The organism is Flavobacterium aquicola (genome assembly GCF_003385115.1).
GTDB lineage: Bacteria > Bacteroidota > Bacteroidia > Flavobacteriales > Flavobacteriaceae > Flavobacterium > Flavobacterium aquicola.
Genome location: NZ_QUNI01000007.1, coordinates 110,111 through 129,175 on the forward strand (window position 1 = coordinate 110,111; position 19,065 = coordinate 129,175).

The 19,065-nt window shown below is 33.6% G+C and carries 14 protein-coding genes; 9 read left to right on the forward strand and 5 right to left on the reverse strand.

Features of this window, described 5'->3' with window-relative positions; translation table 11 throughout:
* Window positions 1-72 precede the first annotated feature (72 nt).
* A complete protein-coding gene (locus C8P67_RS13205; protein ID WP_115813651.1) occupies window positions 73-2,442 on the forward strand; it encodes a T9SS type B sorting domain-containing protein in 2,370 nt (789 codons plus the stop codon).
* A 138-nt stretch (window positions 2,443-2,580) separates the two neighbouring features.
* Here the strand turns inward: C8P67_RS13205 and C8P67_RS13210 are convergent, their stop codons facing one another.
* From C8P67_RS13210 to C8P67_RS13220, 3 genes are all read right to left on the reverse strand, one after another.
* Window positions 2,581-3,573 carry a glycosyltransferase family protein gene (locus C8P67_RS13210; protein WP_115813652.1) on the reverse strand — a complete coding sequence of 331 codons (993 nt, stop codon included), beginning with the start codon at window positions 3,571-3,573 and terminating at the stop codon, window positions 2,581-2,583.
* Window positions 3,574-3,621: 48 nt separating this feature from the next.
* On the reverse strand, window positions 3,622-4,437 hold the full coding sequence (locus C8P67_RS13215; protein ID WP_115813653.1) for a UDP-2,3-diacylglucosamine diphosphatase: 816 nt from the start codon (window positions 4,435-4,437) through the stop codon (window positions 3,622-3,624).
* A 121-nt stretch (window positions 4,438-4,558) separates the two neighbouring features.
* Entirely contained in the window at window positions 4,559-10,870 is a 6,312-nt protein-coding gene (locus C8P67_RS13220; protein ID WP_115813654.1) for an alpha-2-macroglobulin family protein, read from the reverse strand.
* A 129-nt stretch (window positions 10,871-10,999) separates the two neighbouring features.
* On the opposite strand from C8P67_RS13220, the gene C8P67_RS13225 reads away from it, so the two are divergent.
* Together C8P67_RS13225 and C8P67_RS13230 are read left to right on the forward strand one after the other, a co-directional pair.
* A complete protein-coding gene (locus C8P67_RS13225; RefSeq protein ID WP_115813792.1) occupies window positions 11,000-11,707 on the forward strand; it encodes a tetratricopeptide repeat protein in 708 nt (235 codons plus the stop codon).
* A gap of 32 nt (window positions 11,708-11,739) precedes the next feature.
* Window positions 11,740-13,095 (forward strand): UDP-N-acetylmuramate--L-alanine ligase, encoded by a 1,356-nt coding sequence (locus C8P67_RS13230; protein ID WP_115813655.1) that lies wholly within the window; start codon window positions 11,740-11,742, stop codon window positions 13,093-13,095.
* A gap of 93 nt (window positions 13,096-13,188) precedes the next feature.
* On the opposite strand, the gene C8P67_RS13235 is transcribed toward C8P67_RS13230, so the two are convergent.
* Window positions 13,189-13,821: a DUF1287 domain-containing protein gene (locus tag C8P67_RS13235; protein WP_115813656.1), complete on the reverse strand. Its 633-nt coding sequence runs from the start codon at window positions 13,819-13,821 to the stop codon at window positions 13,189-13,191.
* 100 nt (window positions 13,822-13,921) lie between these two features.
* Here C8P67_RS13235 and C8P67_RS13240 point away from each other — a divergent pair, with 100 nt between their 5' ends.
* From C8P67_RS13240 to C8P67_RS13265, 6 genes are read left to right on the forward strand one after another with little or no spacing between them, the layout of a single operon-like run.
* Window positions 13,922-14,383 carry a GNAT family N-acetyltransferase gene (locus tag C8P67_RS13240; RefSeq protein ID WP_115813657.1) on the forward strand — a complete coding sequence of 154 codons (462 nt, stop codon included), beginning with the start codon at window positions 13,922-13,924 and terminating at the stop codon, window positions 14,381-14,383.
* 11 nt (window positions 14,384-14,394) lie between these two features.
* Window positions 14,395-15,087: a RadC family protein gene (gene radC, locus C8P67_RS13245; protein ID WP_115813793.1), complete on the forward strand. Its 693-nt coding sequence runs from the start codon at window positions 14,395-14,397 to the stop codon at window positions 15,085-15,087.
* A 53-nt stretch (window positions 15,088-15,140) separates the two neighbouring features.
* A complete protein-coding gene (gene parS, locus C8P67_RS13250) occupies window positions 15,141-15,644 on the forward strand; it encodes a type II RES/Xre toxin-antitoxin system antitoxin (RefSeq protein WP_115813658.1) in 504 nt (167 codons plus the stop codon).
* 14 nt (window positions 15,645-15,658) lie between these two features.
* The gene (locus C8P67_RS13255; RefSeq protein ID WP_245980452.1) at window positions 15,659-16,102 is read left to right on the forward strand and encodes an RES family NAD+ phosphorylase; all 444 of its coding nucleotides are present in this window, start codon (window positions 15,659-15,661) and stop codon (window positions 16,100-16,102) included.
* A 14-nt stretch (window positions 16,103-16,116) separates the two neighbouring features.
* Window positions 16,117-16,803 (forward strand): YjjG family noncanonical pyrimidine nucleotidase, encoded by a 687-nt coding sequence (locus C8P67_RS13260; protein ID WP_170141470.1) that lies wholly within the window; start codon window positions 16,117-16,119, stop codon window positions 16,801-16,803.
* A gap of 3 nt (window positions 16,804-16,806) precedes the next feature.
* A complete protein-coding gene (locus C8P67_RS13265; RefSeq protein WP_115813661.1) occupies window positions 16,807-17,574 on the forward strand; it encodes a hypothetical protein in 768 nt (255 codons plus the stop codon).
* Between the two features lie 80 nt (window positions 17,575-17,654).
* Here C8P67_RS13265 and C8P67_RS13270 read toward each other — a convergent pair whose 3' ends face one another.
* A complete protein-coding gene (locus C8P67_RS13270; RefSeq protein WP_115813662.1) occupies window positions 17,655-18,932 on the reverse strand; it encodes a replication-associated recombination protein A in 1,278 nt (425 codons plus the stop codon).
* Between the last annotated feature and the right edge of the window lie 133 nt (window positions 18,933-19,065).

Below are 19,065 nucleotides of genomic sequence, written 5' to 3' on the forward strand. Positions count from 1 at the left end.
TAATAAATAAAATAAAAATAAATTAACATTATTTCTTTTTGTTATATTTACCCAACTCGTTTTAAAGGAATTATGAAACAGATTTACCTGTTATTTTATATTTTATTTCCATTGTTTGTTTTTAGCCAAGGTCTTTCAACAGATTATAGTGTATATCCAAAATTCTTTGGAAAAACAGCTAATACTGCTAAAAAAACAACAGCTTCACCTTTCAATTTTTGTGATACGGATAGTGATGGAATTATTTCAATAGATCTAGCAGAATTAAAAAACTATGTGTTGGACGCTAATCCATCACAAATAACTGAAGAAACTGGTATTTATATAGGTACAAGTTCAGGTGATATATTGTTAGTCAATAATTTAACAGCAAATCCTGCGGTCAAAACGATATGCAATAATTTGGGTATGCCACTATTGGATATTGCTTATAATCAGAAAGGCGATATGTATGTTTCTAATCTATCCAGCATATATAAAATTAATACAACAGATTGTAGTATTGATAATGTACATACATTTAGTGAAATGGGTGTTATTAATTCTCTGTCATTTGATAGGCAGTCAAATATGTATTTTGGAGGCGCCAGTCCACAAGTATATCGTCTCGATAAGGGAAATTATAATCAACTAAAGTTATGGCATGATTTTGCAGATGGTTATGCTGCTGGTGATTTTGTAATGTTTGGTAATAAAATGTATATCGCTTGGATTAAAAATGATATATATGTGCTTTATGAAGTGACTGTTGATGATGATACGAATTATGTTTCGCATAGACTTCTAGGAAAACTGCCATATGGAACTTGGGGTTTAGCAAGTGAACTTGGAAGTTTATATGGTGTTACAGCAAATGAATTGTTTAGGATAAAAATCGATCCAAATTCTATAAAGAATGAAGTTATTTTAAATAATAGTTTATCCGAGGAATGGTGGTTTGGTGCAGCAGGAAAAAATGAAGCTGCAGCTTTTGATGTAAAAGTTTATGAAACAGCTGCTGATGCTCAAAATCAAGTGAAAGCATTGCCGTCCTACTGGAAAAATACAATCCCCGGAGGACAAACTGTGTATGTTGTAATAAAAAATACAGTCAATAAACAGTCTAAAACTGTGCCAGTTGATATAAAAATAGAAATTGCTCCATCATATACAAATCCTAAAAATATTGAACATTGCGAATTAGATACAAATGCATCGCTTTTTGATATTAATCAGACTGTATCTGAGATTATTGGCTCACAAACCAATGTGATAGTCAGTTTTCATAAATCAGAAATAGATGCAGTGAATAACAGTAATCCATTGCCAGGAGTCTATAATATAAACGGGAAATACGAAAAAGTATATTTTAGAGTAACAAATCCGTTGATAGTCTGTTTTTCTATTTCCAGTTTTGATTTAATCATAAACCCATCGCCATATTATAAAACACCAAAAGATATTTCAATCTGCGATATATTTCCTTTAAATTTTAATTTGAAAGCCTTAGAATCTGAGATTATAGGAAACCAATCTAATTTAAGATTGACTTTTCATGAATCTGAATCAGATGCTATAAATAACACTAACTTGCTGCCAGATATATATGTTTTTAATAGTAATCCTAATCATATTTATTTTAAAGTAACCAATTTATTGACAGGATGTTTTAAGATATCTAAATTTGGAGTTAATACAAATTTAAGGACTGATTTTTCTGTTCCTAAAAATATTGTTATTTGTCAGCCGTCAAGTTCAAATTATAAATTGAACGATTTAGATGCTAAAATTCAAGAGATTCTAAGTGGACAAAATAATACTATTACTGGTTTTTACAATTCTTATAATGATGCTGTTAATAAAACCAATGAAATAATTTTTCCATATCATATTGAGGAAAATGATAATGAGGTTTTTTTTAGAATTGAAAATTCATTGATAAATGGCTGTTTTGAGGTAGGTTCTTTTTTTATTTATTTAAGAGCAGAAAATCAAAACGCTAATATTTCTTTTTCAGTAAAAACTAATCATTGGAAAAGTGAAAAAAATGAAATAGAGATTTTGGCAGCTGGGAATTATGAATATTCTATGAATGGCACAACATATCAGGATGTTCCTGTTTTTAAAGATTTATTACCCGGAGAATATCAAATTTTTATCAGAAATAAAGATAATTGCTCTTTAAGCGGTGAAAAGGTTTTTTTAATGATGTATCGAAATTTTTTTACACCCAATGGTGATGGTATAAATGATTATTGGAATGTAATACCTACTTCAGGTGGTACCGATGTAAAGATCATGATATATGACAGATATGGTAAGCTTATTAAGAGTCTAAAAGGTGATAGTATAGGCTGGGATGGAAATTATAATAATAATCCAATGCCATCGTCAGATTATTGGTTTGAAATAATTACAGAACAGGGAAAGAAACTAAAAGGACACTTTTCTTTAAAGAGATAAGATTTGCTGAATGAGTAAATAGTTTTCTTAAAATAATAGCCCGCTTCGTTATTAATGAAGCGGGTTACTTTTTATTGAAATTTGGATTTCATCAGAAACAGTGTTCTGAAAAGATGTATACCTCAATTTGCAGCTATTTTATTTGTCATTGTAAGTGTCAAATAAGAACTGCAAAGTTTCGGGGATGTTGTTGGCTTTCATGACTGGGTATTTTATTGGTGAATCCAGCCAGTTTTCGATAATCAGATCAAAATCATTACCCACATCATACAATACGGGAACTCCCAATTTTTTTAGTGCTGCCGCATTGCATTCCTGTTCATAATGTTTACGGATGGGAATAGAAAGTATTTTTTTACCAAGAAATAACGCTTCGGACGGTGTTTCAAATCCGCCTCCAGTAATGATTCCCTCACAGTTAATAAGGCTTTTATTGAAGTATGCTTGATTAACGGGATAATAAGTTATATTTTTATCTGTGTATTTAGTTTGTATGCCGTTTAAAAACCAATGGAAGGATAAATTTGGAAGCCTGTTGAAGGCCTTCTCTAAACAATCCTGCTGAAAGGAAGGTAAATAGACAGTGATATGTTCCTTGTTTTTTGGATTAGCATTTACAATTTCGTCTTTGATAACAGGAGGAAAAATAAAATCATCATATTTATCAAAATGCAAGCCAATGTTTTTTGGCGATGGAGCATAATGTTTTAGAATCATTTCGCCCATAAGGTTCTTTTTGTTTGGTCTTGGAGTTAAAGGTGATTGGAAACTGGCTTGATGCCCAAATTGTACGGAATGTACTTTTTGCATTTTGCATGCAAGTGACGTGATGGAATCAAAGTCATTGATGACGACATCATAGTTTTTTAGGGGTAATATCTCGGCGTCTTTGTAAATTTGTTTTGGCTTTACATTCTTGACAATATCCCAGTAATTCAAACCGCCACATTTGCTGTAATGCAGACTGCAGCCCTCACTTTTAAATTTTATAGGCAGATTAATATCGAGGCTGGCATTATTACCGCTAAGAAAAAAATCGACTTCGCCAAACTTTTTTAGATAAGGATATAGCTGCTGGGCTCTGCTGATGTGTCCGTTACCCGTTGCCTGAATTGCGTAAAATATTTTCATTGCTGTATATTTTGTTTTTAAAGTACTTGTGAACGAAGATTTGGAATTTTAGGACAGTATTTTGTTTACAATATCGTTTACTGCTTTGTCCTCTTGGGTTTCGGAGCCAGCGTAATGTTCCCTTTTATAGTGATAAAGACTCCATTTTTGTTTTTTATATTCTAATGCCGTCAGGTTTTCTATCCAGTCTCCACTATTTAGATATATTACGCTTCCTTGTTCATTTTTTATCTCCTTCATCTGTGGTTTATGAATATGCCCGCAAATTACGTAGCTGTAATTTTTTTGGATTGCGATTTCAGCGGCTGTGGTTTCAAAATTGGATACAAAAGAAACAGCTTTCTTGACACTGTCTTTAATCATCTTCGAATAACTTCGCTTTTCTTTTCCTAGGAGTCCTAAAAACCAATTGATCAGGCTGTTGATTAAAATCAGCAGATCATAGCCTTTTCCACCAAGTTTGGCTAGTATTTTTGCATAACCCTGAGTAGAGGAATCGAATACATCGCCATGGAAAATCCAGGTTTTTTTGCCATCTAAATCCAGAATGAGTTTGTCTAGCAGTTCAAAGTTTCCTAGAATAAAATCGGAGTATTTTCGCAGTGCTTCATCGTGATTTCCGGTAATGTAGATGACACGGGTTCCCATATTTGACATCTTTATAATCTGTCTCAAAACATTCATATGGGATGCTGGAAAATAGCTTTTGGTAAAACTCCACATATCGATAATGTCTCCATTTAAAACCAATGTTTGAGGATTTATTGATTTTAAATATTGTAATAATTCTTTGGCTTGGCATCCGTAAGTTCCTAAGTGAACATCACTTATAACTACCAGTGGAATTTTTCTTCGTCTTTTCATTTTTAGTTTTTACGAAAGTAAAACCGCTATGTTATCCCAATGTATTCGAAGTGTTATTTGTATATAAAAAATCCATCTCGTTAATTTAACGAGACGGATTTGTAATTGAATGAAGAATCTTCTAGTTTTTTACATTCACTCTGATTCCTTTTGTATGACTAGTATATTCTGGTGCATACATACTTTCGATAGTTGTAATTCCATTGGAGAAATCCCCCACGTTATTCACGCGTATGTCGTATTCCAAAACATAAGTTCCTTTGTTTATCTGGTCAAAAAAGAAATGTGTTGCAACGTCTTTTGTGCTTCTGTAAAAGCCTAAACCGCCTTTGTATTCATAGCCCGAAAGTACATCCGTAGGTTCAAAACAGGAAGCACGCATATCTTTCAGGTGAACGAATTCCATATCTTCTTTGGCCGAAATAACTAATCGAACAGTAACCAAATCACCGATTTTCAGTTTGTTCTTGGATGTGATTTTTTGTAATTCGGGGCCTTTGTCTGTGTTTTTCTTGATGTACAATTCTTTGGCAACAGACAAATTCGTTCCTGAGTTGTTTTTTATTTTATCCAAATCTTCAAAATACTGCCAGTACACACCTCCAAAACCCGGAACTTTGGATTTGTTTTGGATAGAAACTGAAGCCATTTCTTTTTTGACTTCATCCGCTTTCCAGTTGAGTTTGATGTAACCCGTTTCGGCTTCTTTTTCGTTTTCAGACAGTTTTTTGGTTATGATTTTTTCATCTCCAATTTTGATAACGGCATTGTCTTTTACACTCAGCCAATCGGTTCCCTGCATTAGTAAGGCGTAAACGGCTTCGGTGGTAGATTTTGTAGTAGGCCAGTTTTTGGTTTGTTTGTTTTTTAACAACCATACTTTCATCGCATCAACTGATTTGGTGTCGTTATCCACTTCGGCGAAAGCCTCAATCAGCAAAGCCTGCGTTTCAATTGGCGCCTGATACCAATACCAGCCTGACTTGTTGGCAATCCAATACATTCCCCAATCTTCGTTGTTGGAAGCGGTTTCTTTAAGGCTTTCGATGATTTTCTTGGCAGTTTCTTTTTCTTCAAAACGATTTAATACCAAAGCAGTCATCCCTTTTTCATACAAAGAATAATTTAGCCAATCTTTTTTGGCAGTTTCTAAATATAGTTTTGTTGCTTTTTTCAAAGTATCGTTTAATGGATAATCCTTTAAATAAAAACTGCGGGTGTATAAATAATGTAAGTCAGAGTATGGATTTAGCCAAATTAATTTGTCTGTTTTCTTTAGATTTTTGGTTCTAGTTTTATGATACTCCAAAAATTTGCTGTCAATAAACGGAATTCCTTTTTCTGAAATTTCATCTATTTTTTCAATGGTTTCATCATTCGAATTTAATTTTGAAAGATGACCTAACCCAGCCAAAATATGTCGGGTGATGTATTCGCTTTCGTCATTTCCGTCAAACCACGCAAAACCTCCTGACGGTTTTTGCTTTTGTTTTAATTTGTCAAAAGCGGCCTGCTGTGAAGTTTTCATTTTTTCTAAATCAAAAAGCAGAGCCAGATTTTTCTTTTTCTCATCTTCATTTTGGGCATCGTTCAGCCAAGGGGTTTCGGCAAGCATCAACGATTTTAATTCTTCGTTTTCTTCCAGCTTGGAATTTAGTTTTCCGTTTTTTCTCCAGATTTCAAAAAGGCTGGAGATTTTTGGATTGCTGGAAATAATCTCCGAAGCCAAGGCATTAGCATAAAAGCGGGCAAAAGTCTGTTCGGCGCATTCGTGTTCGTATTCCATCAGATAAGGCAGTGACTGAATCGCAAGCCAAGTTGGATTAGAAGTGTATTCCAGTGTAAATTGATGGTTCCGTAAAGTGGTCGAATTGTTGTTTTTGAGATTCTCAAAAGTGTATTCTTTCTTGGAATTTTCGCGAACCCAAATCGGAATACTTTCGGTAACCAGCATATTATTAGTTAGAACAGGTAAAATATTTTCTTCCCCGTCCGAGAAATTGCCGGCTTTTGCTAGAACTTTATATTGAACACCCTGAAGGCCTTCGGGAATATATATTTTCCAGCTAACTCTCGTATTACCGAATGCAGGAATCGTGAAGTTTTTTACGGTATTTGTGTTGTTCATTTTAGCATCGACAGTCTGCATTGTTGTGGCGTCAAAAAGCTGCAGGACAGCAATTCCAGTTTTGGCTTCATTAGTAACGTTTGCGACTTTTGCGGTGATTACAATACTGTCTTTTTCTCTAAAGAACCTTGGGAAGTTTGGTGTCACCATTAAATCTTTTTGGGTGATTACCGTTTTCTCTAAATAGCCAGCGACAGCTTCTTTGTTATGCGCCATTAATCGAAGTTTCCAGGCTGTTAATGCTTCTGGTGAAGTAAAATTAAAACTCACTTTTCCTTTTGCATCCGTTTTTAGATTAGGGAAAAAGAAAGCGGTTTCAGATAAGTTTTTCCTTGCTTTTACTTGAGTTAGAGCTTCCAGTGCTTTTTTGGTAGTGATGATGATTACGCCATTCGCAGCTTTGCTTCCGTATAATGCTGTGGCTTTGGCGTCTTTTAAAACATCTATAGAAAGAATATCCGATGGTTTCAGATTTTTAAATACCTCTTCTGAAGCAATTTCTCCATCAATAATATACAAAGGTACTGCTCCATTTACAGAGGTGTTACCTCTAATTCTAACTGCACTTACGGCTGACAATGTGTCTTTTTTCTTTGTGCCATAACCAACTACAACAACTTCATTTAATCCAGCAACTTCTGCTTTTGCTAATGCAGGTTTTACAAATTTAACTTGGTCAACTTTAGGAGCAGGAGCATTAGCTGCTTCTTCAACTGTTAGTGCTGCATCTGGATCCCCTTTTATTGTTTCATAACCAACTTTTTTGTCTTTAATATCATCGAAAGACATTACAAATCCATAATTTGAGTTATTAATATCAAAGCCAAACCATTTCAATTTAGTTTCTTCATTTTGAAATTCTAATGGTTTTGATTCCAGATTTAAATTTTGTACATAAATTTCAGTTTTATCAAATCCTAAAGCAGATCTAAAGTTTATGTTGTTATTATTGTAGTCATAAAAATCTAATGCACCCCAAGCCATTTTGCTAAACTGATCTAAAGAGCTGTCATACATTGATGCCAAAATTTCAGCTTCGGATTTAGTATTGGAAGCACTCAATTTAAATGACCAATTTTCATTGCTTCCCGGCTGGATTTTGCTTCTGAAACTTTCTACCGAAAAATCCATTTTGGGTTCATCAAATTTTAAAAACACTTCTAATTGATCATAGAAAGTCTGATTTTCAAAAACACTTTCGAAACCAATCCGCAATGATTTTTCGAATTCTTTTTGAAGCGGAATCGTGATTGTAGTCTGGTGATTTTCTAAGACAATATTTTTTTCAAAAAATGTACTGTTTTTATAATTGGCAGTGGTGTGAATATTATGCAAAGTATCCAATATTGATCGAAGCTGAACTGTCACAAAGCCATCTTTCTTTGGGTCTTTATTGATCTGCTCTACAGTGAATAATTTATTTGGACTGAATTTATTTTTACTTTGTATGATCGAAAAATTAGAAACTGTTTCAATAGGATTTTCATAACTGTCTTTTGCTGAAAATACTACTTTATAATTTCCAGATTGATAATTTGTGATGAAATCGAGTGCGAGATTTTTGTCTTTTCCTGTATCTATTTTTTTAGAAAAAACCAGCGTTTCTGCAGGCTTCTCAGCACTTCCTGAATCGTTAATTTCGTACGGAAATAATTTTTCAAAATCGGCGTTCGAAATGGTGTTGATTTCAGGATACAGAAAAATTCTGGATTTGAATTTTTTTGGCACTGGACTTATAAAATATACCTTGATTTCTCCTTTTACAGCTTTAAATTCTCCATTGAGATTCGTGCTGTTAAGTATAACTTCATTCTTGTTTTTAGTTTCGATTATATTTGGTAGTGAAGCCGTTAATACCAGATCATGATAACCTACTTTAATGGTTGTTACAGCAGTATGTGTTTCTCCATTTATGTCGGTAACGCTTGCGTTTATTCGGTAATTAAAAACAGGAAGCAGTTCTTTGCTTGCATTTTTTGACGGTTTTGCAACAAAATCAATTGCAAATTTCCCGGAAGCATCCGTTTTGGTTTCACTGCTCACTAAAATTTCTTCGGGTTCGTTGCTGTAATAACTTCTGAAAGAATTTGTAAAACGGGTTATCGTGTATGTTACTTTTGCATCCGAAATACTGCTTCCCGAAAATGCTTTGGCAGTTCCTTTTACGGTAACGGATTGATTTACCTGAAAGCTTTCTTTTTTAGGTTCGAAAATTACTTCAAACTTTGGGCGTTTGTATTCTTCTACTCTGAAATAAATTGATGAGTTTTCAAAATCCACGTCTTCCCAAAAGGGATGTTCGTCTTTTATTTTATCATAAGAGGCATCTTTTTCGATATCACTAGGTTCTTCTGCTTCAATCCTAAAATCTCCTGTTAAACCATTTTTTGGCAGAACAAATTCACCCGAAAAAGAGCCAAATTCATTTGTTGTAACCTCAAACTCTTTAAAATTGGTGTAATTAGGGTCCTCAATGATTATTTTGAATGAAGTATTTGCGACAATACTGGATTTGTTTTTCTTTTTTTGAATGGCAATTCCTTTGTAATAAACAGTCTGTCCCGGACGATAAATGGCGCGGTCCAAGTAAAATTCTACTTTTCCTCTGAAGCTTTCGTCTTCGTCATTTTCTGAATAATCGGAAGCATAGGCGAGATAATTTTTGGCAATCAAAATGGTGTCATTCGCTGTTGTCAGCAGAATTGGATACGGATTGTAGTTACTGTTTTTGTTTTCTTTTGGTTTATAGTTTGCTAAGCCATCTTCATTGGTTTTTATGTCAAAATAACTTGATTTTAAAGAAACATTCTCCATCGGTTTCCCTGTTTTTCTGTCGAGAACAGTGTAACATTCGTTGCCATTTTTTGAATTTGCTAAAACCGAAATGTTTGATACGGTAATGGTTTCGTAACCAAAACCCTTTTTGTCTTTAGAGTCGGATTCGCTCTCAAAATAAACGAGATAACTGCCGGTTTCCAGCTGAGGTAAAAGAACTTCGGTGGTGTATTCAAAATAATCTTTTTTATCAATAAGCTGATAATTTTTAGTGACTGTCGGTTTTTTAGTAGTTACAATCTTCGCAGCCAAACTGTCTTTTTTATTTGGTGTGTTATAGAATTCTGCAATTTTGCTGTAGTCTATTTTAAAAAAGGAAATTGTTAAGTTGCTGGAGTTTTTATATCGAATAAAAGCTCTGCTATTTTCATTACTATAGATATATTTTTGAAGTTCAGCCTGTATGTTTTTTGAAAGCAGTTCTTCTTTCTTTTGAACCGCCATTTTGTAGGCGTTCGAATTATTGTTGCTCTTCAAAACGTTTTCTAATTCAGAAACTGCCTTGGTGTTGTAATCAGGATGCGATCCTTTGGAAGCTAATCTGGAGTAAATATTCGCTTTTTCCAATTGAATTTTCTGAAGTTCAATTGCTTCTTTTGTCTCTTTTTCAAGGGTAATTAAAGCGTTCAATAAGTCTTCATCTGATTTTATAAGGTATTGAGAGCAAAATAATATGCGTTCCAATTTGTTTTCAATAGAAGGAGCGTCATTTTCGAGCTTTTGAAACAATGAAAGCACTTTTTTAAGATTTTCATCTTTGATAAAATCGAGGTTTAGTTTTGTAAAGGAATCGGTATTGCCTAAAAGAATGTTTTTATGAGCTTCATATTCTTTGGATTCAAACTGCCATTCATTAATTTTTGATTTGTAAAAAGAAATATTTTCTTTTAGTAAATAATCAAATAAATTTTCTTTTTTGAATTTTTCTAAGGTGAAAAAATCAAAAATAGGTTCGTAATTGCTAAGGGGAGTAGCTTTTAAAACAGCTTCGTTGTCGAGTGTTTTTTCAAATAATTTGGCAATGTCATTTTCAGTGATAACGTTTTTTGCTTCAGTCGTATCAGTAACCGCTTCAGTATCATCAGCTTCAGCAGAGGCTGTGTCAACAACCACAGCATAGGTTTCATAATCGTTATTAGAATCGTTCATACATTTGGCATAAATCAGATTCAAAATTGCTTTTGACGGTATTGAAACCTGATTAATCTGCGTTTTCAAATCGGTTAAAATTAGTTTTTTTGCATTTTCGTCCAGCACTTGTCTGTACTTGGATTTAAAGAAAAAACATTTGATGATTTGTACCTCTTCTTTTTTGGCGAAAGCCTTTTTGTGAATTTTATCTACGATTTTATTAGCCGTTTTTACTTTGCCAAGATTTTCGTTTTCGATTACCTTATTCCAGTTTTTTTCATAATTTTGAGCATAGAAAGAGGTGGAAATTAAAAAGAAGATAAATACTATATTTTTCATAAGTTAGCTTTTATATACTAAGAGGGATATTATTTAAAAATGGTTGGGAGACAAATAAATTATTGTGTCCAAATTACTAAATTTCACTTAAACATTGCTGAAATTTCTCATGTTTTCTTATTTTTGATTATGAAAAAAATACTAATTCTCCTTTTGTTATTTCCTATACTAATTTTGGCGCAGACTAATTTTGTGAAAGGCGAAAAATTATTCAAAGAGGAGAAGTTTGATGAAGCACAGCCTCTTTTGGAAGATTATTTAAAAAGCAATCCATATCATCTTAGGACTTTAGAATATTTAGGGGATATTGCTGGACATAATAAGGTATGGGATAAATCTATTTATTATTATAAAAAGCTGAAAACGCTAAAACCTGCCGAAGCAAATTATTTTTATAAATATGGAGGGGTTTTAGGAATGAAATCTTTGGAAGTTAGTAAAATCAAAGCTTTGGGAATGATCGGAGAAGTGAGGTCATCCTTTGAAAAAGCCATCGAGTTAAATCCTAAACACATAGAAGCCAGGTGGGCACTCATTGAATTGAATCTGCAATTGCCGGGAATAGTTGGCGGAAGTGAATCCAAAGCTATTAAATACTCAAGTGAATTAAGGGAGTTGTCTCCTGTGGACGGTTATTTATCCCGAGGTCATATTGAAGAATATTTTAAAAGATACAGTGAGGCCGAACTTCAGTATAAAAGAGCTGTTTTAATAGGAGGTTCGAAGATTTGTTATCAGACATTGGCAGATTTTTATAAAAATAAAATGAAACAGCCCGATAAAGCCAATAAAGTTTGGGAAGAATATAAAAATAAAAATAGTAAGGTAATCAAGTAATTGATTTAGAATAAAAGCAATAAAGACATTAGATGAAAACACATTTCATTGCCATAGGCGGAAGCGCAATGCACAACTTAGCATTGGCATTACACAACAAAGGATATCAGGTTACAGGAAGTGACGATGCGATTTTTGAACCTTCTAAATCAAGATTAGAAAAAAAAGGTATTCTACCAGAAGAGCTGGGCTGGTTTCCAGAAAAAATCACCTCAGATATTGAAGCAATTATTCTTGGAATGCACGCCAAAGCTGATAATCCAGAACTTTTAAAAGCGCAGGAATTAGGTCTTAAAATTTATTCGTATCCAGAGTTTTTATACGAGCAGTCCAAAAATAAAACCCGCGTTGTTATTGGCGGTTCCCATGGGAAAACAACTATAACTTCGATGATTTTGCATGTTATGCATTATCAAAATATTGAAGTAGATTACATGGTTGGAGCTCAATTGGAAGGTTTTGATACGATGGTTCATCTTACTGAGGAGAATGATTTTATGGTTCTTGAAGGTGATGAATATTTGTCTTCACCAATTGATAGAAGACCAAAATTTCATTTGTATCAGCCAAATATTGCCTTGATATCTGGAATTGCTTGGGATCATATCAATGTGTTTCCAACGTATGATTTTTATGTAGAACAGTTTGAAATTTTTATCGATAAAATCACAAACGGCGGAATATTGGTTTACAATGAAAATGATTCCGAAGTAAAACGTGTTGCTGAAGCTGCCACAAATCCAATTCGAAAATTGGCTTATCATACTCCAAAATACGAAGTAAAAGATGGAGTTACACTTTTGGAAACTCCAGAAGGACCAATGCCTATTGAAGTATTTGGTGCTCATAATTTAAATAATTTGGCTGGAGCCAAATGGATCTGCCAGAATATGGGGGTCGATGAAGCTGATTTCTATGAAGCCATTGCAAGTTTCAAAGGCGCTTCAAAACGTTTGGAAAAAATTGCCGAAGGAAAAGGAAAAGTTGCTTACAAAGATTTTGCACATTCGCCAAGTAAAGTTGCTGCAACTACCAAAGCAGTCAAAGAACAATATCCAAACCGTACCGTTGTGGCTTGTTTGGAACTACATACTTACAGCAGTCTGAACGCTGAGTTCCTGAAAGAATATGAAGGAGCGTTAGAATATGCTGATGTTGCAGTCGTTTTTTATTCTCCAGATGCTGTAAAAATCAAACAGCTGGAGGAAGTGACTTATGAGCAGATTGCAAAAGCTTTCAATAGAGAAGACTTAATTATTTACACTAATCCAACCGCTTTCAAAGAATATTTATTTAACCTAAATCTTGAAAATTCAGCTTTATTATTGATGAGTTCTGGTAATTACGGAGGTTTGAATTTTGATGAGGTAAAAGAATTAATTAGATAATTTGCCAATCACATAATTAGAAAATGTGCCAATTGCAATGCAGTTGGCATTTTTTTTGAATTATATCATTGACACATTTTCTAATTCTCTAATTTAAAGTTTTCTTTCATATTTATAATGCCCCACAATCTCATAACTAAATAAGCAATCCTCAAGATCTTGGCCTCCGCCAATATTGTGTACAATAAGATTTCGCTTTCCATCATGTGATTTTTTATTTGTGATGATGCCAATATGAGGCAATTTTCCATTAATCATCCAAGTTACTATTTCTCCGGTTTTGTAATCATCTGCATTTTCTGAGACAGGTAATTTTATCCCTTTTCTTTCGAAAAAAACTTCCAAGTTTGGGACTCTTCGATGATCAATATTGGTATCGGTTTTTGTCATTCCCCATTTTTTTAAATTTGGATATTCCGAGAAATTGGCTTTCATGTCTTCGTGGACCTCTTTTTGTAAATCAATTCCAAGTTTTCGATAAGCCCGAATAACTACATCTGTGCAGACACCTTTATTTTTTGGAATATCTCCGTTTGGATATTTTATCGAAAAATAAGATGAATCATAATCTATTGTGGGATCTATTATTGAGATTGCTGCTCTGGATAATTTATCTTCAAAACTTGTGGTGACAGTTTCTGTATTGATTGCCTGAATTTTATTTTTTTCCTTCTGGCTACAGCCAAAAAGTGATATTGCGATTAAAAATACAGTTATTGATTTCATTTTTTTGTTTAAAATTAAACATATTTACAATAGTATTTAAATTTAATTTGATTGAATTTTCTTCTTTTATATGTAGATTAGCTGAATAAGATATTTTTATATGGATGCAAAGATTAATGTAATAAAAACAACAAGTAAAAACCCTGATTTTGTGTCGCTGATACAAACTTTTGATGTTTATTTATGGGATCGTTACCCTGAGCTCAAAAAGGATTATTGGGGCAATAATGTGATTGAGTTTAATACCAATGTTTTTATTGTTTATTTAGATGAAAAAGCGGTTGCTTGCGGCTGTTTTAAAAAATATGATAAAGAGTCAGTAGAATTAAAACGGATGTTCGTTTTACCCGAGGCTAGGGGATTGGGTTTGGCTCAATTGGTAATTAAAGAGTTGGAGGCTGAAGCGAAGAATCAAGGTTTCAAAATTTTGATTTTAGAAACATTATACAAACAAAATGAGGCTATTAATTTCTATCAAAAAACAGGATTTCACATAATAGCCAATTATGAACCTTATGTTGGTTTGGCAAATAGTGTTTGTATGAGTAAATCAATTATTTAAATTATATGCCAATGGAACAAAACAGCCTACCGATCACGCATTGGGCGGAAGATGATAAGCCTCGTGAAAAATTAATGCTCAAGGGCAAAAGTGTTTTAAGCGATGCCGAATTGATTGCGATACTTATTGGTTCCGGAAATCGTAATGAATCGGCGGTGGATTTAAGCAAAAGAATTTTAGCTAGTGTCGATCATAATTTGAATGCTTTAGGAAAGTTGTCTATTGGTCAATTAATGAATTTTAAAGGAATCGGTGAAGCCAAAGCGATTTCGATAATTTCAGCTATGGAATTAGGGAGAAGAAGGAAAAGTGAAGATGTAATTGAGTTGTCCAAAGTAACTTCAAGTAAAGCTGTTTTTGAAATAATGCATCCAATAATTGGAGAGTTGTCTCATGAGGAATTTTGGGTTTTGTTTTTGAATAATTCGAATAAAATTCTCTTTAAAACACAATTAAGCAAAGGAGGAATGACCGGAACAATGGTCGATGTACGTATTGTTTTTAAAATAGCTTTTGAGCAAAATGCAACTGCAATTATATTAACACACAATCATCCTTCTGGAAAATTACAAGCCAGTGATGCTGATATTCAAATTACAAAGAAGATTAAAACTGCAGGACAGCAATTAGATATTCCTGTTTTAGACCATATAATTATTACTGAAAATGGCTATTATAGTTTTGCTGACGAAGGAATATTTTAAAAAAGTTGTCCGTTTTAGACATTTGTCTTATATTTACAGTCAAATGTCTTTTTATGGAAGCGATAAAATTTAAATCGGGAGAAGCTATTGATAAAGCCGTAAGAGTTTTGGTTAATAGAGTAGAGCAGGAGCGAGGGTACAAACTGCTGAATAAGAATATTACTTATGATGAGTTTCTAAAAAACAGAATGCTGATTATACACGCTATTCGCGAAGGGATTTCATATGATTTTTTTAATTTGATAAAAGAAATTACTCCTTTTAATGAGGAAGACTGGGCTTCTTTTTTAGGAATTTCCACTAAGTCTCTTCAAAGAAATAAGATCAAGGAAGATTTTATTTTTAAACCCTTGCAATCCGAAAAAATATTGGAATTGGCCGAGGTAACATCTTTAGGGAATACCGTTTTTGATACCGAAGCGCAATTTTATTTATGGTTAAACACACCTTCATTTGCACTTGGAAATTTACAGCCAATAGAATTGCTCAAAGATTCCTATGGAAAAGAAATGGTGATCAATGAATTGAATAAAATTGATCAAGGTATTTTTGTGTAATGGAAGTTTTTCGATTGGCACGAAAAAAATATCCCATTGAATTATCGGGAAAAGGAGCTTCCATTTCGGGAGCACGGTGGAATTCAAAAGGGACAGAAATCATTTATTGTGCCCAAAGCAGGGCTTTGGCAATGGCCGAAGTTTTAGTACATCTTTCATTGGCAACTTTGCCTAGCGATTTTATGATGTTAACTATTGAAATCCCAGATGATATTTTTATTGAAATTCTAGATCTTAACAAAGTTAATATAGATTGGAATGTTTTTCCTTGTACCTTTGAAACACCTCTCTTGGGAGATGATTTTATAAAACGAAATGAAGCTTGTGTCTTAAAGGTTCCTTCGGCGGTAGTAAAAGGAGATTTTAATTTTTTGATAAATCCGTATCATATTGATTTTCATAAAATAAGAATTACGGAACAAGTAGATTTTCCTTTTGATAAACGAATTTTTAAATAACTAATACATTTATGTTGTCTTCTAAAATAACTGATGTTTTCTTTGACTTAGATCATACACTTTGGGATTTTGACGTGAATTCGGAACTGGCTTTTGATGCTATTTTCAAGAAAGATCATCCCACAATTGAAATAGCTGATTTTATAGAAAAATATATTCCTATCAATCAGGCCTGCTGGAAATTATACCAATACGATAAAATTACACATGGCGAGCTAAGATATAATCGCCTCAAGCACACTTTTGATGCTTTGGAATATTTTGTTTCGGATGCCCAAATAGAGAGTATCGCTCACGATTATATTGAGTTATTGCCTCAAAATAATTGTTTATTCGACGGTACAATAGAAGTGTTGGAATATCTAGGGAAAAAGTATAAATTGCATATTATTACCAATGGCTTTGCCGAGGTACAATACAAAAAGATAAACAACTCTAATATTGCAGGTTTTTTCAAAACGATAACCAATTCGGAGATGGCTGGTGTTAAGAAACCAAACCCTGTTATTTTTGAATACGCTTTGGATTTGGCGAAAGCCAAAAAAGAAAATAGCATAATGATTGGTGATTGTCTCGAAGCCGATGTGCAGGGTGCTTTAAACGCAGGATTAGACGCTATTTTTTTTAATGACAAGAATATTAAAACAGAACAAAATATTAAACAAGTAACTCATTTATTAGAACTAAAAAAATATTTATAAATAATGAAATCAAAATTTATATACTTATTATTGCTTGTTTCAAGCATTGGATTTGCTCAATCAGTCAATGATTATAAAGCGGTTATTATTCCTTTACGATATGATTTTCTTAAATTTGATAACCAGTACCGTCTTGCTACTTTAACTAAGGTTAATTTAAAAAAGGCAGGTTTTGAAGCTTATTATGCTAATGAAGCTTTCCCTAACGGATATAACGAAAGATGTAATTTACTAAATGTTGATGTATTAAAAGATAGTGGTTTTTTAACCACAAAACTTTTTGTTATTTTTAAAGACTGTAATGGTAAAGAAATTTTTAAATCAGAAGTAGGAAAAAGTAAAGAGAAAGATTACGAAGTTGCTTATACTGAAGCACTAAACAGAGCCTTCGAATCGGTTTATGCATTGGGTTATAAATATGATGGAACACCAGCTATAAATAATGTAAATACGGGAGCTGTTACTCCGCAGGGAAGTGTTGCTGCAGTGACGGCAGTTGCTGCAACTGCAGCTGTAGCGGTAAATGTGCCAAGTAATAATACGGAGCCCGACGGATCGGTTTTGTTTGCTCAACCAATCAAGAACGGATATCAATTAATAGACAGCACGCCAAAAGTGGTTATGAAAATATATAAAACCACAAATCCTTCCGTTTATTTAGCAACCAAAGGTGATCTTCAAGGATCTCTTTCTCTAAAAGATAATCAATGGTACTTTGAGTATTATGAAAAAGATACTTTAATGTCTGAGAAAATTGCAGTGAAGTTTTAAGACCGCAAAACGTTAGAATAATAAGTAAATTATTTTATACAATGAAAAAGCCTGCGGTTTTCGCAGGCTTTTTCATTGTATTAATATCCGTATTTATCTTTCCACCTGTTTTTAAGAAATTCACGTGTAGTATTTTCTCTTGAATTTAAACCAGGAATATAAATAGGAGTATTGCTTAATGCCTCGGGTAAAAATTCCTGCTCAGCAAAATTGTTTGCATAATCGTGCGAATATTTATAATCCTCGCCATATCCCAATTCTTTCATTAATTTGGTTGGAGCATTGCGCAAATGAATCGGTACTGGTAAATCCCCAGTCTGTTTTACCAATTGCTGTGCTGTTCCAATAGCTAAATAAGAAGCATTACTTTTTGGAGAAGTAGCGAGATAAATAGCGCACTGACTCAAAATAATTCTGCTTTCTGGGTATCCAATTGTTGAAACCGCCTGAAAAGCATTATTTGCCATTATAAAAGCAGTTGGATTGGCATTGCCAATATCTTCGCTGGACAAAATCAGCATTCTTCGGGCAATAAATTTCACATCTTCGCCGCCTTCAATCATTCTGGCCAGCCAATAAACAGCCCCATTGGGATCACTGCCTCTTATTGATTTTATAAATGCCGAAACTATGTCATAATGCTGTTCTCCGGTTTTGTCATACAAAACCGTATTTTGCTGCACTAATTCAAAAACTCGGTTATTCGTGATTACAATTTCATCTTCAGCGGAAGCGTTTATGACCAGTTCAAAAATATTTAATAGTTTGCGTCCGTCGCCACCGGAAAGACGCAGTAGCGCTTCTGTTTCAGCTAATTCTATTTTTTTAGAAGTCAAAAAACTATCTTTTTCCATTGCTCTATGCAGTAAACGTTCCAAATCTACTTTTGTAAATGCATTCAAGATATAAACTTGACAACGAGACAATAAAGCGGGAATAACTTCAAAACTTGGATTTTCAGTTGTGGCACCTATAAGTGTAATCCACCCTTTTTCAACCGCAGCCAGTAAGGAATCTTGTTGTGATTTGCTAAAACGATGAATCTCGTCAATAAATAAAATAGGATTTTTGGCGGTAAATAATCCGCCGCTTTGTTTTGCTTTTTCAATTACATCCCGAATATCCTTAACCCCCGAATTAATTGCGCTTAATATATAAAATGGACGATTAGACTCTTGAGCAATAATTTGTGCCAAAGTCGTTTTACCGGTTCCGGGTGGTCCCCAAAAAATTAACGAAGGAATGATTCCCTTTGCTATTTGTTGCGTCAATGAGCCATTCGGCCCCACTAAATGGGACTGACTGATGTAGTCTTCGAGTTTTTGTGGGCGTATACGTTCTGCTAGTGGTGCTTCCATTCGGTAAAATTAAGCATTTTTTATTTTTTATGAATGTGTTTTTAAGGAGCTATTACTTCGTCAGTTCGCTTCGCTCGTGTCCTGCTGCCTACTATATCTTTTGTACCGAATCCCGGAACAAAAGTATGTCGTT

Coding starts and splice junctions, on each gene's coding strand:
- C8P67_RS13205 (WP_115813651.1), top strand. CDS start 73: ATGAAACAGATTTACCTGTTATTTTATATTTTATTTCCATTGTTTGTT.
- C8P67_RS13210 (WP_115813652.1), bottom strand. CDS start 3,573: ATGAAAATATTTTACGCAATTCAGGCAACGGGTAACGGACACATCAGC.
- C8P67_RS13215 (WP_115813653.1), bottom strand. CDS start 4,437: ATGAAAAGACGAAGAAAAATTCCACTGGTAGTTATAAGTGATGTTCAC.
- C8P67_RS13220 (WP_115813654.1), bottom strand. CDS start 10,870: ATGAAAAATATAGTATTTATCTTCTTTTTAATTTCCACCTCTTTCTAT.
- C8P67_RS13225 (WP_115813792.1), top strand. CDS start 11,000: ATGAAAAAAATACTAATTCTCCTTTTGTTATTTCCTATACTAATTTTG.
- C8P67_RS13230 (WP_115813655.1), top strand. CDS start 11,740: ATGAAAACACATTTCATTGCCATAGGCGGAAGCGCAATGCACAACTTA.
- C8P67_RS13235 (WP_115813656.1), bottom strand. CDS start 13,821: ATGAAATCAATAACTGTATTTTTAATCGCAATATCACTTTTTGGCTGT.
- C8P67_RS13240 (WP_115813657.1), top strand. CDS start 13,922: ATGGATGCAAAGATTAATGTAATAAAAACAACAAGTAAAAACCCTGAT.
- radC (WP_115813793.1), top strand. CDS start 14,395: ATGGAACAAAACAGCCTACCGATCACGCATTGGGCGGAAGATGATAAG.
- parS (WP_115813658.1), top strand. CDS start 15,141: ATGGAAGCGATAAAATTTAAATCGGGAGAAGCTATTGATAAAGCCGTA.
- C8P67_RS13265 (WP_115813661.1), top strand. CDS start 16,807: ATGAAATCAAAATTTATATACTTATTATTGCTTGTTTCAAGCATTGGA.
- C8P67_RS13270 (WP_115813662.1), bottom strand. CDS start 18,932: ATGGAAGCACCACTAGCAGAACGTATACGCCCACAAAAACTCGAAGAC.